Source organism: Ruminococcus turbiniformis, assembly GCF_020687545.1.
Classification (GTDB): Bacteria; Bacillota; Clostridia; order Lachnospirales; family Lachnospiraceae; genus Mediterraneibacter; species Mediterraneibacter turbiniformis.
The window spans coordinates 19,730-37,700 of the sequence record NZ_JAJEQX010000034.1; the positions used below are offsets into that span (position 1 = coordinate 19,730).

The 17,971-nt window shown below is 45.4% G+C and carries 15 protein-coding genes and 1 tRNA gene; 4 read left to right on the forward strand and 12 right to left on the reverse strand.

Features of this window, described 5'->3' with window-relative positions:
• Positions 1–58: 58 nt before the first annotated feature.
• Together LKD70_RS15230 and LKD70_RS15235 are read right to left on the reverse strand one after the other, a co-directional pair.
• A complete protein-coding gene (locus LKD70_RS15230; protein WP_227708728.1) occupies positions 59–640 on the reverse strand; it encodes a xanthine phosphoribosyltransferase in 582 nt (193 codons plus the stop codon).
• A gap of 3 nt (positions 641–643) precedes the next feature.
• Positions 644–1,303, reverse strand: a complete 660-nt coding sequence (locus LKD70_RS15235) for a YesL family protein (protein ID WP_227708729.1) — start codon at positions 1,301–1,303, stop codon at positions 644–646.
• Positions 1,304–1,492: 189 nt separating this feature from the next.
• Between LKD70_RS15235 and LKD70_RS15240 the strand changes: the two genes are divergently transcribed.
• Together LKD70_RS15240 and LKD70_RS15245 are read left to right on the forward strand one after the other, a co-directional pair.
• On the forward strand, positions 1,493–2,629 hold the full coding sequence (locus LKD70_RS15240; RefSeq protein WP_227708730.1) for a CdaR family transcriptional regulator: 1,137 nt from the start codon (positions 1,493–1,495) through the stop codon (positions 2,627–2,629).
• Between the two features lie 173 nt (positions 2,630–2,802).
• A complete protein-coding gene (locus LKD70_RS15245; RefSeq protein WP_227708731.1) occupies positions 2,803–3,939 on the forward strand; it encodes a glycerate kinase family protein in 1,137 nt (378 codons plus the stop codon).
• 161 nt (positions 3,940–4,100) lie between these two features.
• Here LKD70_RS15245 and LKD70_RS15250 read toward each other — a convergent pair.
• From LKD70_RS15250 to LKD70_RS15275, 6 genes are all read right to left on the reverse strand, one after another.
• Positions 4,101–4,171: transfer RNA gene (locus LKD70_RS15250), tRNA-Gly, on the reverse strand.
• 178 nt (positions 4,172–4,349) lie between these two features.
• On the reverse strand, positions 4,350–4,895 hold the full coding sequence (locus LKD70_RS15255; RefSeq protein WP_227708732.1) for a D-lyxose/D-mannose family sugar isomerase: 546 nt from the start codon (positions 4,893–4,895) through the stop codon (positions 4,350–4,352).
• Positions 4,896–4,908: 13 nt separating this feature from the next.
• Positions 4,909–7,452, reverse strand: a complete 2,544-nt coding sequence (locus LKD70_RS15260; RefSeq protein ID WP_227708733.1) for a beta-mannosidase — start codon at positions 7,450–7,452, stop codon at positions 4,909–4,911.
• Positions 7,453–7,498: 46 nt separating this feature from the next.
• Positions 7,499–8,335, reverse strand: a complete 837-nt coding sequence (locus LKD70_RS15265) for a carbohydrate ABC transporter permease (RefSeq protein WP_227708734.1) — start codon at positions 8,333–8,335, stop codon at positions 7,499–7,501.
• On the reverse strand, positions 8,332–9,222 hold the full coding sequence (locus LKD70_RS15270; RefSeq protein WP_227708735.1) for a carbohydrate ABC transporter permease: 891 nt from the start codon (positions 9,220–9,222) through the stop codon (positions 8,332–8,334). The genes LKD70_RS15265 and LKD70_RS15270 overlap by 4 nt, the downstream gene beginning before the upstream one ends.
• Positions 9,223–9,285: 63 nt before the next feature.
• Positions 9,286–10,626, reverse strand: coding sequence for an extracellular solute-binding protein (locus tag LKD70_RS15275; RefSeq protein WP_227708736.1), 1,341 nt, complete (start codon positions 10,624–10,626; stop codon positions 9,286–9,288).
• A gap of 254 nt (positions 10,627–10,880) precedes the next feature.
• On the opposite strand from LKD70_RS15275, the gene LKD70_RS15280 reads away from it, so the two are divergent.
• Together LKD70_RS15280 and LKD70_RS15285 are read left to right on the forward strand one after the other, a co-directional pair.
• On the forward strand, positions 10,881–12,632 hold the full coding sequence (locus LKD70_RS15280) for a sensor histidine kinase (protein ID WP_227708737.1): 1,752 nt from the start codon (positions 10,881–10,883) through the stop codon (positions 12,630–12,632).
• Positions 12,629–14,131 carry a response regulator gene (locus LKD70_RS15285; RefSeq protein ID WP_227708738.1) on the forward strand — a complete coding sequence of 501 codons (1,503 nt, stop codon included), beginning with the start codon at positions 12,629–12,631 and terminating at the stop codon, positions 14,129–14,131. Before LKD70_RS15280 ends, LKD70_RS15285 begins: the two co-directional genes overlap by 4 nt.
• A gap of 83 nt (positions 14,132–14,214) precedes the next feature.
• On the opposite strand, the gene LKD70_RS15290 is transcribed toward LKD70_RS15285, so the two are convergent.
• The 4 genes from LKD70_RS15290 to LKD70_RS15305 are packed head-to-tail and all read right to left on the reverse strand — an operon-like array spanning position 14,215 to position 17,791.
• Positions 14,215–15,066, reverse strand: coding sequence for an SDR family NAD(P)-dependent oxidoreductase (locus LKD70_RS15290; protein WP_227708739.1), 852 nt, complete (start codon positions 15,064–15,066; stop codon positions 14,215–14,217).
• Positions 15,067–15,105: 39 nt separating this feature from the next.
• A complete protein-coding gene (gene garR, locus LKD70_RS15295; RefSeq protein ID WP_227708743.1) occupies positions 15,106–15,999 on the reverse strand; it encodes a 2-hydroxy-3-oxopropionate reductase in 894 nt (297 codons plus the stop codon).
• Positions 16,000–16,022: 23 nt separating this feature from the next.
• A complete protein-coding gene (locus LKD70_RS15300) occupies positions 16,023–16,952 on the reverse strand; it encodes a transketolase family protein (protein ID WP_227708740.1) in 930 nt (309 codons plus the stop codon).
• A gap of 14 nt (positions 16,953–16,966) precedes the next feature.
• A complete protein-coding gene (locus LKD70_RS15305; RefSeq protein ID WP_227708741.1) occupies positions 16,967–17,791 on the reverse strand; it encodes a transketolase in 825 nt (274 codons plus the stop codon).
• Positions 17,792–17,971: the final 180 nt, after the last annotated feature.

Below are 17,971 nucleotides of genomic sequence, written 5' to 3' on the forward strand. Positions count from 1 at the left end.
AAACCTCCGGGGAAATACTGATGTGAAAGTACTGATGTATTTCCCCGGAGGTTCTTTTTTACTGTTCCCTGAACCGGATCTCTCCTGTCTCCGCATTCATGCCATCCACAATCGCAAGGGATTCCAGCTGGTATCCGAGATTCCGGATGATTCTTCCGCCGGACTGGAAGCCCTTTTCAATCGCAATACCGATTCCCTCAACCGTTGCTCCCGAAGACTGTACAATCTGAATCAGCCCCTGAAGCGCGCATCCGTTAGCAAGGAAATCATCGATAATCAGCACATGATCAGCCGGCGTGAGGAACTTCTGCGCAACAATGACGTGATTGATGCACTTGTGAGTAAAGGACTCAACCTCGGCAACATACATTTCGCCGTCCAGATTGATGCTCCGGGATTTTTTCGCGAACACAACCGGCACGTCAAAGTGCTGTGCCGTAATACAGGCGATTCCGATTCCGGACGCTTCAATCGTGAGAATCTTGTTGATAGGCTTATCCGCAAATCTTCTCTTAAACTCCTCGCCCATCTCATTCAGAAGTTTGATGTCCATCTGATGGTTCAGAAAACTGTCCACTTTCAGCACATTTCCTTCCTTTACAACGCCGTCTTTCATAATACGTTCTTCTAAAAAGTTCATTTTTTACCCCTCTTCTGTCGTATTTTCATTTTCTGCTGTATCATTTTCTTCAAATATTGTAAAAACTCTCCTGAGCAGGAAAGAATTCACCCATGCAATCAGCGCGCCGCCGATAAGCAGCCAGAGCGGAAGCGCAAACATCAGTGTCGCTGTGTTCCAAAGGGAAGCAACCACTGCTGCCACCATAACCGCTACCATAAGAAACGTGTACGGCAGTCTTCCCACCGTGAGAAGCAGCGCGTTTTTAAAGGTGACGCTGACTGTGTTCTCATATCTCGCCGTAAGCGCAAAGACGTAGATCATCACCCCAAGAAGCAGAAAACCCGCCAGGAGGAAAACTCCGCTTAAAACCATTCCTGCCGTTCCCGGCATCATCGTTGCGATTCTGGAATCCATCCAGCAGAGAATTCCGAAAGCAAGAATAATGATCCAGCTGATCGTACTCTGCTTGAAATTCATCTTGAACGCTTTAAAAAATCCGCGGAATATGTAGCCTTCCTCGTTTTTCACCATCTTCAGCATGACAGAATACAGAGCTGTCGTAGATGCGCCGATTGTAACGATCGGAATGCAGCAGATAAGCCACATAATGTTCAGGCATACCATATCGCAAATTTTTGACAGCGCCCGGATGACGACGTTATCTGTAATGTTAAATCTCATATCCATCTCCTGATCTTTCTGAATGTGTTTCCCACAGCATACTGCTGTGAATAATAACTACAGTATAGCACAGGGGTGAAAATGATACAATCTGAAGATTGGCCTGCACCCGAAAAGATTGACCCGTTTCCGAAATACTGCTAAGATTGTTACATCAAAACACACTGCCATGCAGAAGGGGGAACAGGCATGCTGGAAGTATCACTTGCAGAAAAGCTGATTGAACAGATTACCCGTTATACGAGCTACAATGTAAATATCATGAATGAAGAAGGCATCATCATTGCCAGCCGCAATCCTGAAAGAATCGGCACGTTCCACGAGCCCGCATGGCAGGTCATCCACGGCGGGAAAGACATCATAACCGTCTCCGACGACAACGACTATCCGGGAGTCAGCCGCGGCATCAATATGGTCATTGATATTGACGGAAAACGCGAGGGCGTAGTCGGTGTGACCGGCGAGCCGGAAGAGATACGCCCTGTGGCGCTTATCATCAAAATGTCCATCGAGACAATGATTCGGTACGAAAGCCAGAAAATGCGCTCTCTGCGCCGCCAGACAAAAAAAGAACGCCTGACTGATCTGCTCACCGGAAAGGACGCGCCGGATCCGTCCGTTTTAAGAGATCTTCTGCGGGAGCTCAATTATCCGGAAAATGTTCCGCGCATCCCGCTTCTGATCTGTGTGCCGGAGCCGCACCGCCAGAATGTGTTCGACTTTCTCCGGCGCTCTCCCGGACGGAACAGTCAGGATATCTCTCTTCTGTATGAAAACGACTCCGTTCTGATCTTCAAGTACCCGGAATCGGACAGACCGGACAATCCGGATAAACTCTTTTCCGTCTGCCGCCGGGAGATAGAAGAATACGCGGAACAGGTACTCGGATTCTGCTCTCACTGCGGCGTGGAATGCCGTATTTTTGTTGGTACGCTTCAGCGCAGCGCCTCACGGTATCACACTGCATACCGGCACTGTCACTGGCTTCGGGAACATACAGACGGCACCGGAGTCATCTGGTTTTATGATCATGCCGCACAGTATCTGTCCCAGTGCCTCCCCGCAAAAGAGCTGGATCAGATTTTCAGTGCTTTTGACGCCACTCTGTCCGATGATCTGAAAAAAAGCTTCATCGAACTGACAGGAAGCCTGATCCGCACAGATTTCAACATCGCGGCTGCCGCGAAACTGTCCTTCATGCACAAAAATACATTCGTCTATAAATACAACAAAATCCGGGACAGCCTCGGATTCAATCCGCAGAACAGCCCGGAAGATAAGTGGCTGATGATCTGTCTTTATCTCTATCTGACCCGCCAGGGGTAAAATGCTGCTCAGACCGCCAGGAAGCACTGCCAGTGCAGCGAGTGCTTTTGCCCCATGTATCGAACGCACGTTTTGTGTTATCCGTACAAGGAAAGAAGATTATTTTGTCCATTTATCCTTTGAATATACCGCAGTCTCCTGCTACAATAAAAGAAAACGAATGAGGTGACAGTATGAAATTTTTATTTGCATCGGATTCTTTCAAGGGGACACTTTCCTCAAAGAAAACAGCCGAGCTTCTGACCCAGGCCGCACAGGAGATTTTCCCCGGCTGTGAGTGCTCCAGCATCGAGGTTGCTGACGGAGGGGAAGGAACAACGGACGCAGTTCTCTCGGCAGTTGACGGAAAACGCATCACACTTCCGGTTCACGGCCCGCTCTGGGAAGAAAGAGAAGGGTTCTACGGTGCTCTTGACGAGAAACGCGCTGTTATGGAAATGGCAGCTGCATCCGGACTCCCCTTTGTTCCGGACGAGAAACGCGATCCGAGAAAGACCACATCCTACGGGACAGGCGAAATGATTCTTGACGCTCTCGAGAGAGGCTTCCGCGACATTTCCATTGCAATCGGCGGTTCCGCTACAAACGACGGCGGTATCGGATGTATCCGCGCACTTGGTGTCCGTTTTCTTGACGAAGCAGGAAACGAGCTGAAAGGCTGCGGCGAAGATCTTGCCAGGATCCGCAGTATCGATGTATCCGGCCTTGACCCGAGAGTAAAAGAGACTACATTTACGGTTATGTGCGATGTTACAAATCCGCTCTGCGGAAAAGACGGAGCTACATACACATTCGGAAAGCAGAAAGGCGGTACACCTGAAATTCTCGACGAGCTTGAGGAGGGCATGAAAAACTACCGCGACATCCTGAAAGCCCAGTTCGGCGTCAACGTGGACGAAATTCCGGGTTCCGGCGCTGCAGGCGGACTTGGCGCTGCCCTGATGGTATTCTTAGACGGAAAGCTCAAATCCGGAATCGAAACCGTGCTCGATCTCGTGGAGTTTGACAAGAAACTGGAGGGCGTATCCCTTGTTGTAACCGGTGAGGGCGCTACAGACTGGCAGTCCGTATTCGGTAAGGTAATGCAGGGCGTAGGCGTGCACTGCAAAAACCACAATGTTCCGGCAGTAGCCATCGTCGGAAGCATGGGAAAAGGCGCAGAGGATATCTTCGAGTACGGAATTGAATCCATTCTGACAACAGTAAACGGAATCATGCCGTTAAGCGACGCGCTGGGACGCGCGGAAGAACTGTATCTGGGCGCAGCCAGAAGAATGTTCCGCATCTTAAGAGCAGGAACCAGACTGTAGAGATAAATTTAACTGCAGAGATAAATACAGAACCCCCGGCGGGACAGCCAAATGACAAATGTCATCCTGTTATCCCGCCGGGGGCTTTTATTGCAATTGAGACAAACGCAGGTCCAAACTTTCCTGAAAGCTGCCCTCTCCGAAAAAGGGCAAAAAAATAGAGCGGGTGATGAGAATCGAACTCACGTATCCAGCTTGGAAGGCTGGTGTTCTACCATTGAACTACACCCGCATCATCTCTGACACGAGTGATATAATATCACAGGTCAGAGATAATTGCAAGATGTTTTTGAAATTTTTTATGATTTTTTCTACCTTTTTTCTACCCATTCGGACATTGCCATTCGTGAAACCGCACTTCGTACTTATCGCGGCTGCTCATACCGCACTCAGGAATGGAATCCGGAGTCTTATTCGATCACCGGAAGCCGGCTGATGTTCGTATCTGTAAAAATATCATACTCGTCAAAACTTGGCGTACTGAATTCGGATATCACAGCTCCCTCCGGCCCCGCCTGGAACCAGTGCTTGGTATCCGGCTGCATCGTGTACTGTTCTCCTGCATGGAGTACAATCTCATGGAATACTGTGTAAGTCCCCTCATATCCTTCCGGCACGCTGCCTTTTTTGTCCTTTGTCTCCTCCCCCTCAACATACAGATACACAGAACCGTACCGGCACCGGAATGTCTCTTCCTTACCCGGATATCCTTTCTCCGGAATCGGCGCATGTGTATGCTCCGGGCATATCATTCCCGGAAAAAGCACCATTTCTTTGGCACAGCACCGTTCTGTATTAACGTATGTAACAAGTATCAAACCGATTTTTTCAATATCATCGAGGCCAAAATCAGCCACCTCCACGTTTTCCCGCTCAGAAGGCGTAAGGACAATGTCCGCTTTATCGTAATAAGCAAGCGCACGCTTTCTGATTTCTTCATACACTTCTTTTTTCATATCGCGTTCTCCTCTACCGTACACTGCCGATCTCAAGCATTTTTCCTGCTGCTTTTTTCACTGTTACAGTCTTCGTCTCCCCTGGCAGAAGGTCGAAATAATTATCATCGCAATCCATATCGCCTTTTACATACACGCCATGAACATAGCCTTCTGCTGTAACTGTGATTTTTTTATCTTCCCCATCATCCTCTGATGAAAGTACCTTCACTTCGCTTCTTTCATAATTCATTTTTCTGTTGTCTTCCGTTCGCAGCCATATATTATCGATCTCCTCAGAATCCACATAAAACATATATGTACCGGTCAGGAAATCGCAGTCTCCCGGATCTTCGGTGAGCACATATTCTCTCGAATGGGGCTTAAGCTCAAAAGAGACCTTTCTCGTCTGATCTGTCTTTCCGTCAAAGGATACATATCCGAATTTTCCTGTCACATTCACAGCTTCCGGCGTATCGTTGAGTCCCTGAAGCACAACTCTGCCATCCACAAGCCGCATCGCAAATTTCCTGTGGGCAAGGGCTCTCTTCACACCGTAGAATGGGATCTTTCTTCTCAGATAGTAGTCAATAATCGTCCAGCCGACCTCTCCCCAGGCGTCATTATACATCCAGAAAATGCCTCCGTAACACTGCTGCTTAAACCGGAGTGCCTCAAGGGAATATCCGTACATCAGAGAGTGAACCATGCCACCGTATAAAATGTAATCTTCTGTGGAGAGTTCCCACGGGCTGTCCACATAGTTTTTGGCAATGGCGGTTTCTACCGTGCCTTTTTCGAATACATTAGAATGATGATGCCATATATTTCCTCTTCTGTCCATAACTCTCCCGTCCATATACTCTTCTGTACTCTTCAGACAGCATGGACCTACATAGCCATACTCCGAGACAAATTTTGCCTGAATCTTATCATAATCTTTTGCCTCAATACGCTCCTTCATGTCTGAACTCATAAAGGCACTCCTCCACCAGTGGATATCCCCCACCGTGTCTTCATTCGGCGTTGTCTTTCCTCCGTACGGCGAACTGTTCCAGTACGGAATTGACGGACAGTTCAGGCGGATTATCTCCTTCGCAAGCGTATTTGCGGTATACAGACCATGAGGCTCATTATGAGTGAAGTCGAAATCAAACTTGCCCGGATTATCGATGGGATTATAGATCCAGTGTACTTCATTTGTCCCGCAGAACAGAGCTATACAGCTATGATTTCTCAACCGTTTTGTCTGATAATCCATCTCATAGCGCATCAGTGTTTTAAACCATTCCCTGTGATCAGGATGTGTTGCGCACGCAAACATAAAGTCCTGCCAGACAAGAATTCCCTTCTGGTCACAAAGATCATAAAAGATCTCTCTTTCATAAAGTCCTCCTCCCCAGATCCGGATCATATTAAAGTTTGCCTCTACAGCCTCGCTAAGCAGTACGTGGTATTTTTTATCCGGCACTCTTGCATAGATAAAGTCATTCGGAATCCAGTCACCACCTTTGCAGAAGATTCGCACTCCGTTTACAATAAATTCGAATTTACGGTTATCTCCGCTTAGCGGACTTGTATCCAGTTCTATTGTGCGGATACCATATTTAAATTCCGGCCATTTTTCGACAGCCTCTTCACCCTCACATACCGCGCATATCTTTACTGTGTACAGAGGCTGGTTTCCAGCACCGTTCGGCCACCAGAGCTGCGCATCGGGAATCACAATTTCTGTCCCAATAAAATTTGAACCAGATGTCAGAAGACAGTTTTTCAGTTCTATAGATGCAGCTTCTTTTCCATCTTTCTCAAAAGCAACTGTTATATCACAGACTTTGGATGCAATCAGGTTCAGATCTTCCACATTTACATCCACTTTGAGCAGAGCATCCTTTTTATTTTCCCCACAGCATATTTCCTTTGTTTCAACGGACACATCACGGATGGCAATATTTTTATATCCACGCAGAAACACATTCCCCGTAATTCCAATTGTTGTCACTTTGGGGCCCCAGTCCCATCCGCATGTATATTGCGGACGCCTTACAAACGCTCGACGCTTGTCTCCTCTTCCATCCCTTCCGTTATAAACCTCCATGCTTACCACATAATCAATATCCGCCACGTCAGACTCGCTTACCTCTTCCAGACCGCTTGTCAAACGTACCGCAACTGTATTTTCTTCCGGTAGCAGAAATTCTTTCACATCAAACACGAAAGGATAGTGAACGCTTCTGTGGGTGCCGATATAATGTCCATTTATAAAGATATCGCATCTCGTATCCAAGCCTTCCATAACGAGTTCTACAATGTCATTATCTGCAGAAATATCTTTTCCTGAAAAGTGTTTTACAAACCACCAGGACCGTCTCTCAATCCATTCAGATTCAAAACTGTAATCTGCTTTTAATGGCTCTCTGATCACGCCTTTCTCGAGAAGCGGCATCCTCACATCCACAGGCAGATCACAGTCATACCACCCATCTTTCTGATACATTACCACACTTAAAAACTCTTTATCCCATTTCATCGGTTCCTCATGCATCTTCCAGTTTTTATTTAAGCTAAGGATATCCATCTGTTTTTTCTCCTTGTTTTCGTAAAAATTTCATTTTCTGCTGTTTTCAGCCTTTAACCGCGCCTGCGACCATACCCTTGATAATCTGTTTTGAGAAAATAAAATAAATGATCATAGTCGGAAGTATAGCCAGAACCATCGCCGTCATCATCCTCGGATAATCTGTGGAAAACTGTCCTTTAAACAAAGTCAGCCCTACCGGTATTGTCATCAGCTCCTGTGAATCGATCAAAATCAGCGAGAATGTAAACTCATTCCATATGTAGAAAAACTGAATGATTCCGATCGTAATCAAAATTGGGCGACACATAGGCATCACGATCGTGTAAATTGTCCGCAATCTGGAACTTCCGTCAATCGCTGCCGCCTCTTCAATTTCATGTGGAACTGATTTCACATAACTTTCCACAAGAAATACTGCAATCGGAAGACTGAGCGCCGTATACGGAAGAATCAGTGTAAACCACTGATCATTGAGACCCAGCCTTGAAAACATTACATACATAGGCACCATTAACGCATGCACCGGTATGAGCATACCAATCAGGAAATATGCATAGAGAGCATTCCTTCCCCGGAAACGATATCTTGAAAGGAAATATCCAATAGTAAATCCAAACAGCAGAATAAAAAGCAACGCAAGTAAACTTGTTCTAAAACTATTAAAAAGCCATTTTAGCAGCTCACTGTCTGTCAGTATCGAAATGTAATGCTGAATACTCGGATTCTCCGGCAATGCAATCGGGCTATGGTAAAATTCCGCCTTTTCTTTCAGTGAAGAATAAATAAGCCATATTGCCGGGAAGATACAGGTAATTGAAAAAAGAAGCAGTATCAGATTCGGAATTGCATATACAGCATGGAGTTTCTTTTTCTTTTTCATCCCTCATCCTCCTTTGTAAAGTGCCTCATAAGGAGCTGACTTCCACCTACCACAACCAAACTTATTACAAGAATTACAATAGACATCGCACTGCCATATCCCATCTTGTAAGATAAAAATGATGACTTGTATGCATACATCGCCATAACACTGGTCGAGTTTCCGGGTCCTCCTCCTGTCAGGGAATAAATCAGATCGAAAATCTTCATATTTCCGGCAATACACAGTGTCACACATACGATCAGCGTATTCTTAATCAGCGGCAATGTAATATATACCGCTTTCTTCCATCCGCTTGCGCCATCGATTTCAGCCATTTCAAAGATCTGAGGATCCACTGATGACATCGCAGACATAATAATAATCATGTAGTATCCTATGTACTGCCAAACAAGCGGAATCGCAACAAGGGCCATTACGATTTTTTCATTGCTCAACCATGCCTGTGCTTTATCGCCCTGCCCGATCAGTTTAAGGAATGCATTGATAAATCCATAGTTATAATCGTAAATAAAGCTCCATATGAACCCCACCACAACAGCGGATAAAACTGCCGGGAAATAGCTCATTGTCCGATGCAGGCCCTTCAGCCTGACATGACGGCTGTTGAGCATAAACGCAAACAGAAACGCAAGTCCAAGCTGACCAATCAGACATACTACAACCAGAAAAAGATTGTTTTTGAGCGATAATATAAATACGGAATCTTTCAGCACATCAATATAGTTCTGTATGCCAATAAATGTTTTGTTTATTCCACCGCTCCAGTCAAAGAAGCCGTAATAACCGGCCAGAATGACAGGAACAAGAATAATAAAACTGTACCATATAATTCCCGGCAGCAGGCACAGCAGCATGGAGCCCTTTTTCATTTTCAGATATCCCATCCCGTTACCTCCTGTCTGTTACGGGCATCCCTTTTCCGGGATGCCCGCTTTTATAGTTTTTTCTTAAAGCTTATCCTGTTCTGCCTGAATTTCGGCCGCAACCGTTTCTGCATCCTTTGTTCCGTTCAGAATATCCTGAAGCCCTGTGTTCATAACTTCGATCACAGCGCCGTCCATCTGAAGATCATAGGTCGGTGTAAGTGATACAGAATTTACAAGTTCAACAAAATCCTGCGTCAGCTGTGAGAATCCTGAAAGATCCACATCGCTTACAACATTGCCCGAAGGCAGACCATATGTTTCCGCCGTATAAACACTCGCATCATATCCGGATGTTGCAAGTACAAATTCCATTGCCGCATCAAGTTTTTCGCCTGTCAGATTCGCATTAACTCCGAAATACCATCCGCATCCACCGGAGAAACTCGTCGGCTCAGAGCCATCATTCGTCGGAAGCAGTGCTACCTTTGTATTGGCAAGCAGTTCCTCATCTGCCAGAGACTGTAATGTTGCAATCTCCCAGTGTCCTGAAACAGTTGCTGCTGCCTGTCCCTGTGCATAGTACTCTGCTGCCTGCGTATCGGTAATTGTATTGCAGTCCGCATTGAACATTCCGCTGTCTGACATTTCCTTAAACAGGTTCAGTGCGTCAATAAATTCCTGATCCGTAAATTTTGCATTTCCGTCATTTGCGATAATACTGTTTGTCCAGTCCGAACCAGTATATCTGTCGCCGATCGTGGAAATAATACAGGACTCTGCCGGCCATTTATCTTTATTGCCCAGCGAGAAAGTGGAAATTCCCATTTCCTTAAACTTCTCGTTTGCAGCAAAAAGATCATCCCATGTCGTCGGGAATTCATCATAACCTGCCTCTGCCCACAATTCCGCATTATAATAGACAACCGATGTCATAGAAAGCTGGTTTGGAATTCCGTAGATCTTCCCGTCTACTGTGGAAGCGTCAAATGCATCACTTCTAAATGTATCTGTGTACTCATACTCCGCAAGATAATCATCCATCGGAGCCAACACTCCATTATCTACAAAGTTCTGTACCCAGGATCCCTTTACCATAAATACATCCGGCAGCTCATTTGCAGCTGCCTGCGCCTGAATCTTCGTCGTAAAGTCAGCCTGTGACATCGTCTGCTGTGTAACCGTAACGTCCGGGTGTTCTTCTTCATACTGCTCCACCATGGTAAGGAATGTGTCACCGGAAGCATTGCTGTCCCGCTCTTCTTCCAAATAATAGTGCGACACCACAAGTTCTATTCCTTCTCCGGAATCCCCTCCTGAAGCCTCTCCTCCAGAGTCACTTCCGGATCCGCCTGAACTTCCGCATGCCGAAAGTCCCATGACCGCTGTCATAAGCAGCGCAATCGTCGCCATTCTCTTCTTCATACATTTGTCCTCCTTTTGATTTTTGTTTTCGTTTTTGATAGGTTTATTATATATTTTTCGCTGTATCCAAAAAACCTGCTTAATTGCGTTCCGTATCCTTCAATTTCGCTCTGTAGATTTCTTTGTCAATTCTGTAAATCTGTTTTTATCCCTGAAATTTGTTTTTGCGTTCCTTATTTGTCTTTTTTCTTAACCTTCGTTGAGCTTTAATTTTTCAAATGTTAAAATATGTTGAAAGGAGCAGGTTACTTTATATGAAAAAAATCAGCATGCACCAGCAGATTATTATACTGTTTATCTGTCTGGTTACACTCCCCCTCTTTATCATCTTTACAATAGCGTCAAATATTTTTACTGCAAACACCAAACGGGATCTGCAGACAATCTATACTGCCAATATCAATGAGATCGGAAACAACATTGACGCTGTATTCGCAAATGCACTGGAGCTCTCGCTATATCCGCTGATGGAAAATTCCATTCTTTCCTATCTCACTGCAGAGGGTTCTGAAACATCTACGGAATATAAGCTGATCAAGCAGAGTGCCGTAAATGCGCTGGACTCTCTTCCGTACGGCTATAGAAACTGCATCAACGGTATCGGATTATATACGGAAAGTGGAGACAGTATTATCGACAACAGCAATGTAAAAATGACGGACGCAGACTATGAAAATTTAGAAAACATGGACTCCATGCCATACTGGGATTTTTCGCACTGTACTTCTTCCGGAGGTTATATATATCTTCTCCGCCATCTGAAAGATCCGATGAATCTGCCTCACTATGTAGGCTATATCAAACTTGCCGTGACCAGTTCCGGCTTGCGGGAAATCATACAGGAATTTCAGAAAGATGATCATGTTTCCTACTTTATTGTCACGCCTCAGAATAGATCTATCGTTGGACTTGACACAGGGAATTACACAGAAAGCGAAACTGAACTGCCTTCCTACAGTACACTTGCGCGCAAATTGTCTGCCGGCGAAAGCAGCTGGATAGACGGAGAGATCATCATGTCCGGATACACGCTTAACAATGGTCTGGTACTGTACAGCATCACTACGCCAGAAGTACTGTCCAACATCAAACAGACATTTTATTTTTCTATCGGGACAGCAGAAATACTTGTATTTTTCTTCACACTACTGCTCTCTTTCTATTTTTCCAGGCTGATTACCGCACCCTTAAGGAAGCTTGGAGAACACATGACTGAGCTGTCGGAAGAAAAATTTTCTGATCGTATTCCTGTTAATGGATGCTATGAAATTCAGGTGCTCTCAGAAACCTACAATCATATGGCCGAAAGACTTGAATTTTTATACAATGAGGTGTATATGGGAAAATTACAGCTTAAGCAGTCCAGATTGGATGCGCTGCAGGCCCAGCTGAATCCGCATTTTCTGTACAATACCCTTGACACAATTTACTGGATGTCAAAAATGGGAGATTCAGAGAACACAAGCATTATGGTGTCAAATCTCTCCAAAATGATGCGGATGACCCTGGAACCCGGCGGAAACAATAACATGGTTACACTTGACAGGGAACTGGAACATCTAACATGCTATATTACAATTCAGCAAATCAGATACGGAGAAAAAATCCATTTTTCATGTATCTGCGATGATTCCCTGAAGAATATGTCTGTCCTGAGTTTCCTCCTTCAGCCCCTTGTAGAAAATGCGATCGTCCACGGGTTGGGAAAGTCTGCTGACGGAATTGTAAAAATCAATATCTTCACACAGCATTCCGACCTTGTCTATGAAGTAGCCAACAACGGAATTCCTGCAGACATAAAAGAAATCGAACGTCTTCTTTCCGAAAAGCCGGCACAGACACGCGGGCTGGCCATCTATAATATTAATGAGCGCATCCGTTTAAAATACGGGAACAGATACGGGCTTTCCTGTTACCTGAACGGGACATTCACTGTATTTAAAGTAACTCAGCCACTTGTCAGACACTCACATGGAAACAGTACACAAGGAGAAAACAGACTATGAGAATATTACTTGTAGATGATGAAGATTTTATCAGAAAGGGGATGTGTTATACCATTCCCTGGGAAGATTACGGCTTTGAAGTTTCAGAAGCTTCCAATGGCGCCGAAGCACTGGATATTGCCCTTCGCATCCGTCCGGATATCGTACTGACCGATATTTCCATGCCGGTAATGGATGGCTTCGAACTGACTCGAAAACTGAATCAAAGTGTTCCCGATGCACGCGTTATTATTTTGACTGCTTACGATACTCTGGACAATCTGAAAGAAGCCATAGACGTACAGGTCAGTGGTTTTCTCGTCAAAAGTGCAAACAGTCAGGAAATTTTAAATACAGTTCTAAAACTAAAAGAAGAACTGGAAAGAGAACATCTGCATAATGAAAAGCTGAACCAGATTCAGGATATTTTCAACGAAAACCAAATGTTGATCAAACAGACTCTTGTCCACAGATTTTTAAAAAAGGAGATTTCATTTTCACATTTTGCGAAAAAATGCTCCGACCTTGTAGTTAGTTTGGAACGTGTCCCAATTGCTCTTATGCTCATCCAGTGCAGCTGTACGGATGAAAAGTATGCTACAGGACAGCTTCTCCAATATTTTCGTGATTATTCACCACTGTGCTTTTTCACTGAAAACCACGTAGCTGTTCTTATTCTTGATACAAGCAGCAAGATACTGGACAGCTACGCCATGGAGCAGCTCCTCCCCTCCATTCAGCCGCTTGTATTTGGCAATTTTATTGCGGTTATGACTTCAATCCAGTCATGGCAGGATCTTCCTCCTGCATTCCAGCTTCTTCAGCAGATGCTTTCTCACTGTTTCTGGAACACTGAAGTTCCATATATCATAACCACTCCAATGGAAAAGTTCGAATCCATGGAAAAAATTACTCCTTACGATTATGAGAAGGATATTATGAAAGCAATGCTCTCCGGGAAAAAAGAGGAACTTCAGACACTGTTTGACCGTTATTATGATTTTATGAAAACTCATAAAGCCCTCAGACAGGACTTTCTTGATTCTGCGCTGCGCCTTATCATCTTTGCAAGCTCGGTTCGAAAAGATGACGTAAATATCGATGAATTCGACCGGCTGATACAGGAAGCAGAGACTCCTCGTGAAGTGTTGGAACTTGTCAGCAGTCTTTTTCTTCCTGCGCCTTCTGAGAAGGAAAAGGACTCTACCTCTCAAATTCAGGCTGCTCTCGATTACATGAAGGAAAACTTCACGGAAGATCTCCACCTGGAAGATGTAGCGAAAGTTGTCTATCTCTCTCCCGGCTATTTCTGCCGCGTTTTTAAAAAGGTAACGGGAAGTTCATTCAAAGAATACCTGCACCGGCTGAGGATTGAAAAGGCAAAAGAACTGATTGTCAATACGGATTATAAATACTATGAGATCGCCGAAATGGTAGGATATAAAAATTATAAATATTTCTCTTCTTACTTTAATAAAATTACCGGCTACAGCGCCAGAGAATATAGGCACAAAAAATAAAAAGCTCCTAAGCCGGACAAGCTGTCATCAGAACTGTTGGCTAAAAAGCGGAGACAACGTCTTTGACATTGCCTCCGCAAAATTTAAAATTTCGTATCATAAGGCCATGGCTGTCCCCCGCAGATACATCCGCCGTCCACCCTGATCTCGTCGCCGGTAATATAGCCCGACGCGTCGGATGCCAGAAAAATACAGATTCCCGCCACATCCTCAGGATATCCCGGACGTGCAAGCGCTATCCGGTCAAGCAGATATTTTGATTTTTCTTCGTTCTGCCAGGTGGGGACAGTAAGCTCCGTCTGTATATGTCCGGGGCTTACGCAGTTGGCACGTATATTATATTTAGCCCACTCCACCGCCATCGACCTGGTCAGGGAGACAACCCCGCACTTGGTCGCCCCATACACAGAACATCCCCCGAGAATACTTCCTGTGTTATGCGATCCTATATTGATAATGCTGCCTTTTTTCTGTTTTTTCATATAAGGCGCAGCGGCGCGGGATACTCTGAATACACCTTTTAAATTGATGTCCATAATCCGGTCATATGTCTCTTCATTTACGTCCATAAGCCCTTCCCTTTTGTTAATTCCCGCACAGTTTACGAGAACATCAATATGACCGTATATTGTTGCTATCTCTTCCATACAGGACGATACACTTTTTTCATCTGTAACATCCAGCCGGAACCCACGTGCATCTGCTCCTTTTCCGCAAATCATCTGTTCTGCCTTTTCCAGATTGTCTGTATTGATATCGCACAGCGCAGTATGAGCGCCTGCGCACGCCAGAGCTTCGGCGATCACACTGCCGATCCCTCCGGCTGCTCCTGTCACAACAGCTGTCTTTCCTTCCAAAGAAAACACACTGCTTAAATAGTCCTGTACGTTCATTTTTTCATTTCCTGTCGTTTTTCGCTCCATAGTTATTCCCATTGTTCCTCTTTATACTTCTTCTTAGCGTCAGTATACATTTTATTCCGGCTCTTTCCGGACAGACACACCCGCCAGCTTCTCATAATATCTGGCAATCGCGCTGTGGTCCTCCTGGCCATATCCGTCCGCGTGAAGCTTCTGCAGAATCTCCATCACACCTGCAGTCATTGGCAGCGGTACCCCTACCGCATGTCCTGTATCTAATGCATTGTTCAAATCTTTGATATGAAGGTCTATCTTAAATCCCGGCTTGTAATTTCCCGAAAGCATCATCGGCACTTTGGCGTTCATTACCGTGGAGCCCGCCAGTCCTCCTCTGATTGCAGCAAACACTTTCTCCGGATCCACTCCCGCCTTTGTACTGAGCATAAACGCCTCAGAAACCGCGGCAATATTAAGCGCTACAATCACCTGATTCGCAAGCTTGGTCGTATTTCCCGCACCGATATCTCCACAGTATACCGCACTGGCGCCCATTGCCATCAGAAGATCATATGCCTCGTCAAAGTCGGACTTTTTCCCGCCGACCATAATAGAAAGTGTTCCGTCAATTGCCTTTGGTTCTCCTCCGGACACAGGAGCATCCAGCATCCTGACTCCTTTCTTTGCGCATGCTTCACTGATCTCTTTAGATGCCAAAGGCGCAATGGAACTCATATCGATGAGAAGGCTGCCTTTTTCCGCTCCCTCAAGTACTCCTTCTTCCCCGAGAACCGCCGCCTTTACATGCGGAGAATTTGGCAGCATTGTAATAATTACATTACACTTCTGAGCTGCCTCCTTTGATGATTTTACAGTTTGAATTCCTTCCCGGCTCATAGCCTCCACATTTTCCTTAACAATATCGTATACGACCGGCTCATACCCGGCCTTGACAAGATTTCTTACCATCGGCTTTCCCATAATTCCAAGCCCGATAAATGCAATTTTCATCATTTTCTTTTTCCTTCTTCCCTTTATCTTTGCCAGATATTTTCTACTGCTTCTTCTATATGCTCCGCTGTCAGCCCATAATACTTTAAAAGATCCTGGTAATTATGGGCGCTGCACCCGAATACATCTTCAATTCCCACATATTCTACAGGAATGCATTCTCTCCTCAGCGCTTCTGTAACCGCGCTTCCCAGCCCTCCGACAATGCTGTGTTCTTCCACGGTGACAACTCCTTTAACCCCTTTTGTAAGCTCAATAATTTTCTCCCGGTTCAATGGTTTGATTGTACTTACATTGATTACTTTCACGCTGATCCGCCCTTCCAGGCAATCAGCCGCCTTCATTGCAAGTCCGGTCATATAACCTGTGGACACAACGGCCACATCGTTTCCCTCTCTTAGAACCTTCGGCTGTCCGATTACAAAAGGTTCTCCCTCCTGGGTTACGTTCTCATAGTCATTGCGGTTCAGTCTGATATAGCAGGGCCCCTTCATGCTCACCATAGCCTTGACCGCTTCCACCGTCTCATTAGCATCTGCCGGACAAAGAACTGTCATATTGGGAATCGAACGCATAATAGCTATATCCTCAACAGACTGATGTGTCGCTCCATCACCAAAATCTGAAAGCCCGGCCGATGAGCCGCATATTTTCACATTCAGTTTCCCAATGGCAATAGTCTGCCGTATCTGGTCGTAAGCTCTTCCTCCTGCGAAGACTGCGAATGAATTGGAAAACGGAATTTTTCCAGTCTGTGCAAGGCCTGCTGCCACAGAAGTCATATTGGCCTCCGCAATCCCCATCTCAAAGTGCCTGTCCGGGTATGCCTGTTCGAACATTTTTCCCATGGTCGAACCTCCAAGATCCGCATCCAGAACTACAATGTCTTTATTTTCTTTTCCAAGTTCTACAAGAGTACTGCCATAGGCAATTCTCTGATTTGTATATCCCATAATTCTCTCCTCCTCTATGACAGTTCTTCCAGCGCTTTTTTATATGTTTCTTCCGTCAGTATTCCGTTGTGATATCCGACTACATTTTCTGCAAAGCTTACGCCTTTTCCTTTAATCGTGTCTGCAATTATAACTGTCGGTCTTTCTTTTACAGCGTCAGCTTCGTCAAGGGCTCCGAGTATTTCATTCATGTTATGACCGTCAATTTCAATAACATTCCATCGGAAACTCTCCCATTTTTCCCGGAGGGGAGCGGAGTCCATACGGTCTTTTACCGCGCCGTTTGCCTGGAGCCGGTTTCTGTCCACAATGGCAGTCAGATTATCCGCCTTATAGTTGCCCGCCGCCATAGCAGCCTCCCATATCTGACCCTCCTCAACTTCACCGTCCCCGATCAGGACGTATACTTTTCTGTCAATTTTGTCCAGCTTCAGTCCAAGCGCCATCCCTAGTCCGATAGAAAGCCCCTGGCCGAGCGATCCTGTTCCTGCCTCAATTCCCGGCGTCTTTAGGACATCCGGGTGCCCCTGAAGATACGAACCTATTTCCTTTGTTGTCTTTAAATCTTCAACCGGGAAAAAGCCCGCCTCCGCAAGAGCCGCATACTGAAGAACAGCCACATGCCCCTTGCTTAGCAGAAATCGATCTCTGTCTCTTAGTTCTGGGTTTGCCGGGTCATAGCGCATTTTATAAAAATAGAGCGCTGCCACAATATCTGCCGATGAATTAGAACCTCCGATATGTCCGGCTACCCCCACCCCAATGCTTTCTATCACATCTCTTCTTAATAATCTTGCTTTGTCCTGCAGACTGCGGATCAACTCATCACTGTACTCCATTACTTCTCCTCCCTGCCTTTTCATTATTAGCGTCGGGTTAAAATAACCATCTAGGGGATGCGGACATTTTCTTGGACCATTAATCCTCCGTTATCCCCATTTATCATGCTGCTATAAGTCCTTGGCTCTGTCGGTATTGAATTGGACTCAACCCTCCGAGGGAAAGCTTAATTCTTTTTT

Excerpts from the sequence above, each read along its gene's own strand:
- LKD70_RS15230 (WP_227708728.1), bottom strand. The coding sequence starts at position 640 with ATGAACTTTTTAGAAGAACGTATTATGAAAGACGGCGTTGTAAAGGAA.
- LKD70_RS15235 (WP_227708729.1), bottom strand. The coding sequence starts at position 1,303 with ATGAGATTTAACATTACAGATAACGTCGTCATCCGGGCGCTGTCAAAA.
- LKD70_RS15240 (WP_227708730.1), top strand. The coding sequence starts at position 1,493 with ATGCTGGAAGTATCACTTGCAGAAAAGCTGATTGAACAGATTACCCGT.
- LKD70_RS15245 (WP_227708731.1), top strand. The coding sequence starts at position 2,803 with ATGAAATTTTTATTTGCATCGGATTCTTTCAAGGGGACACTTTCCTCA.
- LKD70_RS15255 (WP_227708732.1), bottom strand. The coding sequence starts at position 4,895 with ATGAAAAAAGAAGTGTATGAAGAAATCAGAAAGCGTGCGCTTGCTTAT.
- LKD70_RS15260 (WP_227708733.1), bottom strand. The coding sequence starts at position 7,452 with ATGGATATCCTTAGCTTAAATAAAAACTGGAAGATGCATGAGGAACCG.
- LKD70_RS15265 (WP_227708734.1), bottom strand. The coding sequence starts at position 8,335 with ATGAAAAAGAAAAAGAAACTCCATGCTGTATATGCAATTCCGAATCTG.
- LKD70_RS15270 (WP_227708735.1), bottom strand. The coding sequence starts at position 9,222 with ATGGGATATCTGAAAATGAAAAAGGGCTCCATGCTGCTGTGCCTGCTG.
- LKD70_RS15275 (WP_227708736.1), bottom strand. The coding sequence starts at position 10,626 with ATGAAGAAGAGAATGGCGACGATTGCGCTGCTTATGACAGCGGTCATG.
- LKD70_RS15280 (WP_227708737.1), top strand. The coding sequence starts at position 10,881 with ATGAAAAAAATCAGCATGCACCAGCAGATTATTATACTGTTTATCTGT.
- LKD70_RS15285 (WP_227708738.1), top strand. The coding sequence starts at position 12,629 with ATGAGAATATTACTTGTAGATGATGAAGATTTTATCAGAAAGGGGATG.
- LKD70_RS15290 (WP_227708739.1), bottom strand. The coding sequence starts at position 15,066 with ATGGGAATAACTATGGAGCGAAAAACGACAGGAAATGAAAAAATGAAC.
- garR (WP_227708743.1), bottom strand. The coding sequence starts at position 15,999 with ATGAAAATTGCATTTATCGGGCTTGGAATTATGGGAAAGCCGATGGTA.
- LKD70_RS15300 (WP_227708740.1), bottom strand. The coding sequence starts at position 16,952 with ATGGGATATACAAATCAGAGAATTGCCTATGGCAGTACTCTTGTAGAA.
- LKD70_RS15305 (WP_227708741.1), bottom strand. The coding sequence starts at position 17,791 with ATGGAGTACAGTGATGAGTTGATCCGCAGTCTGCAGGACAAAGCAAGA.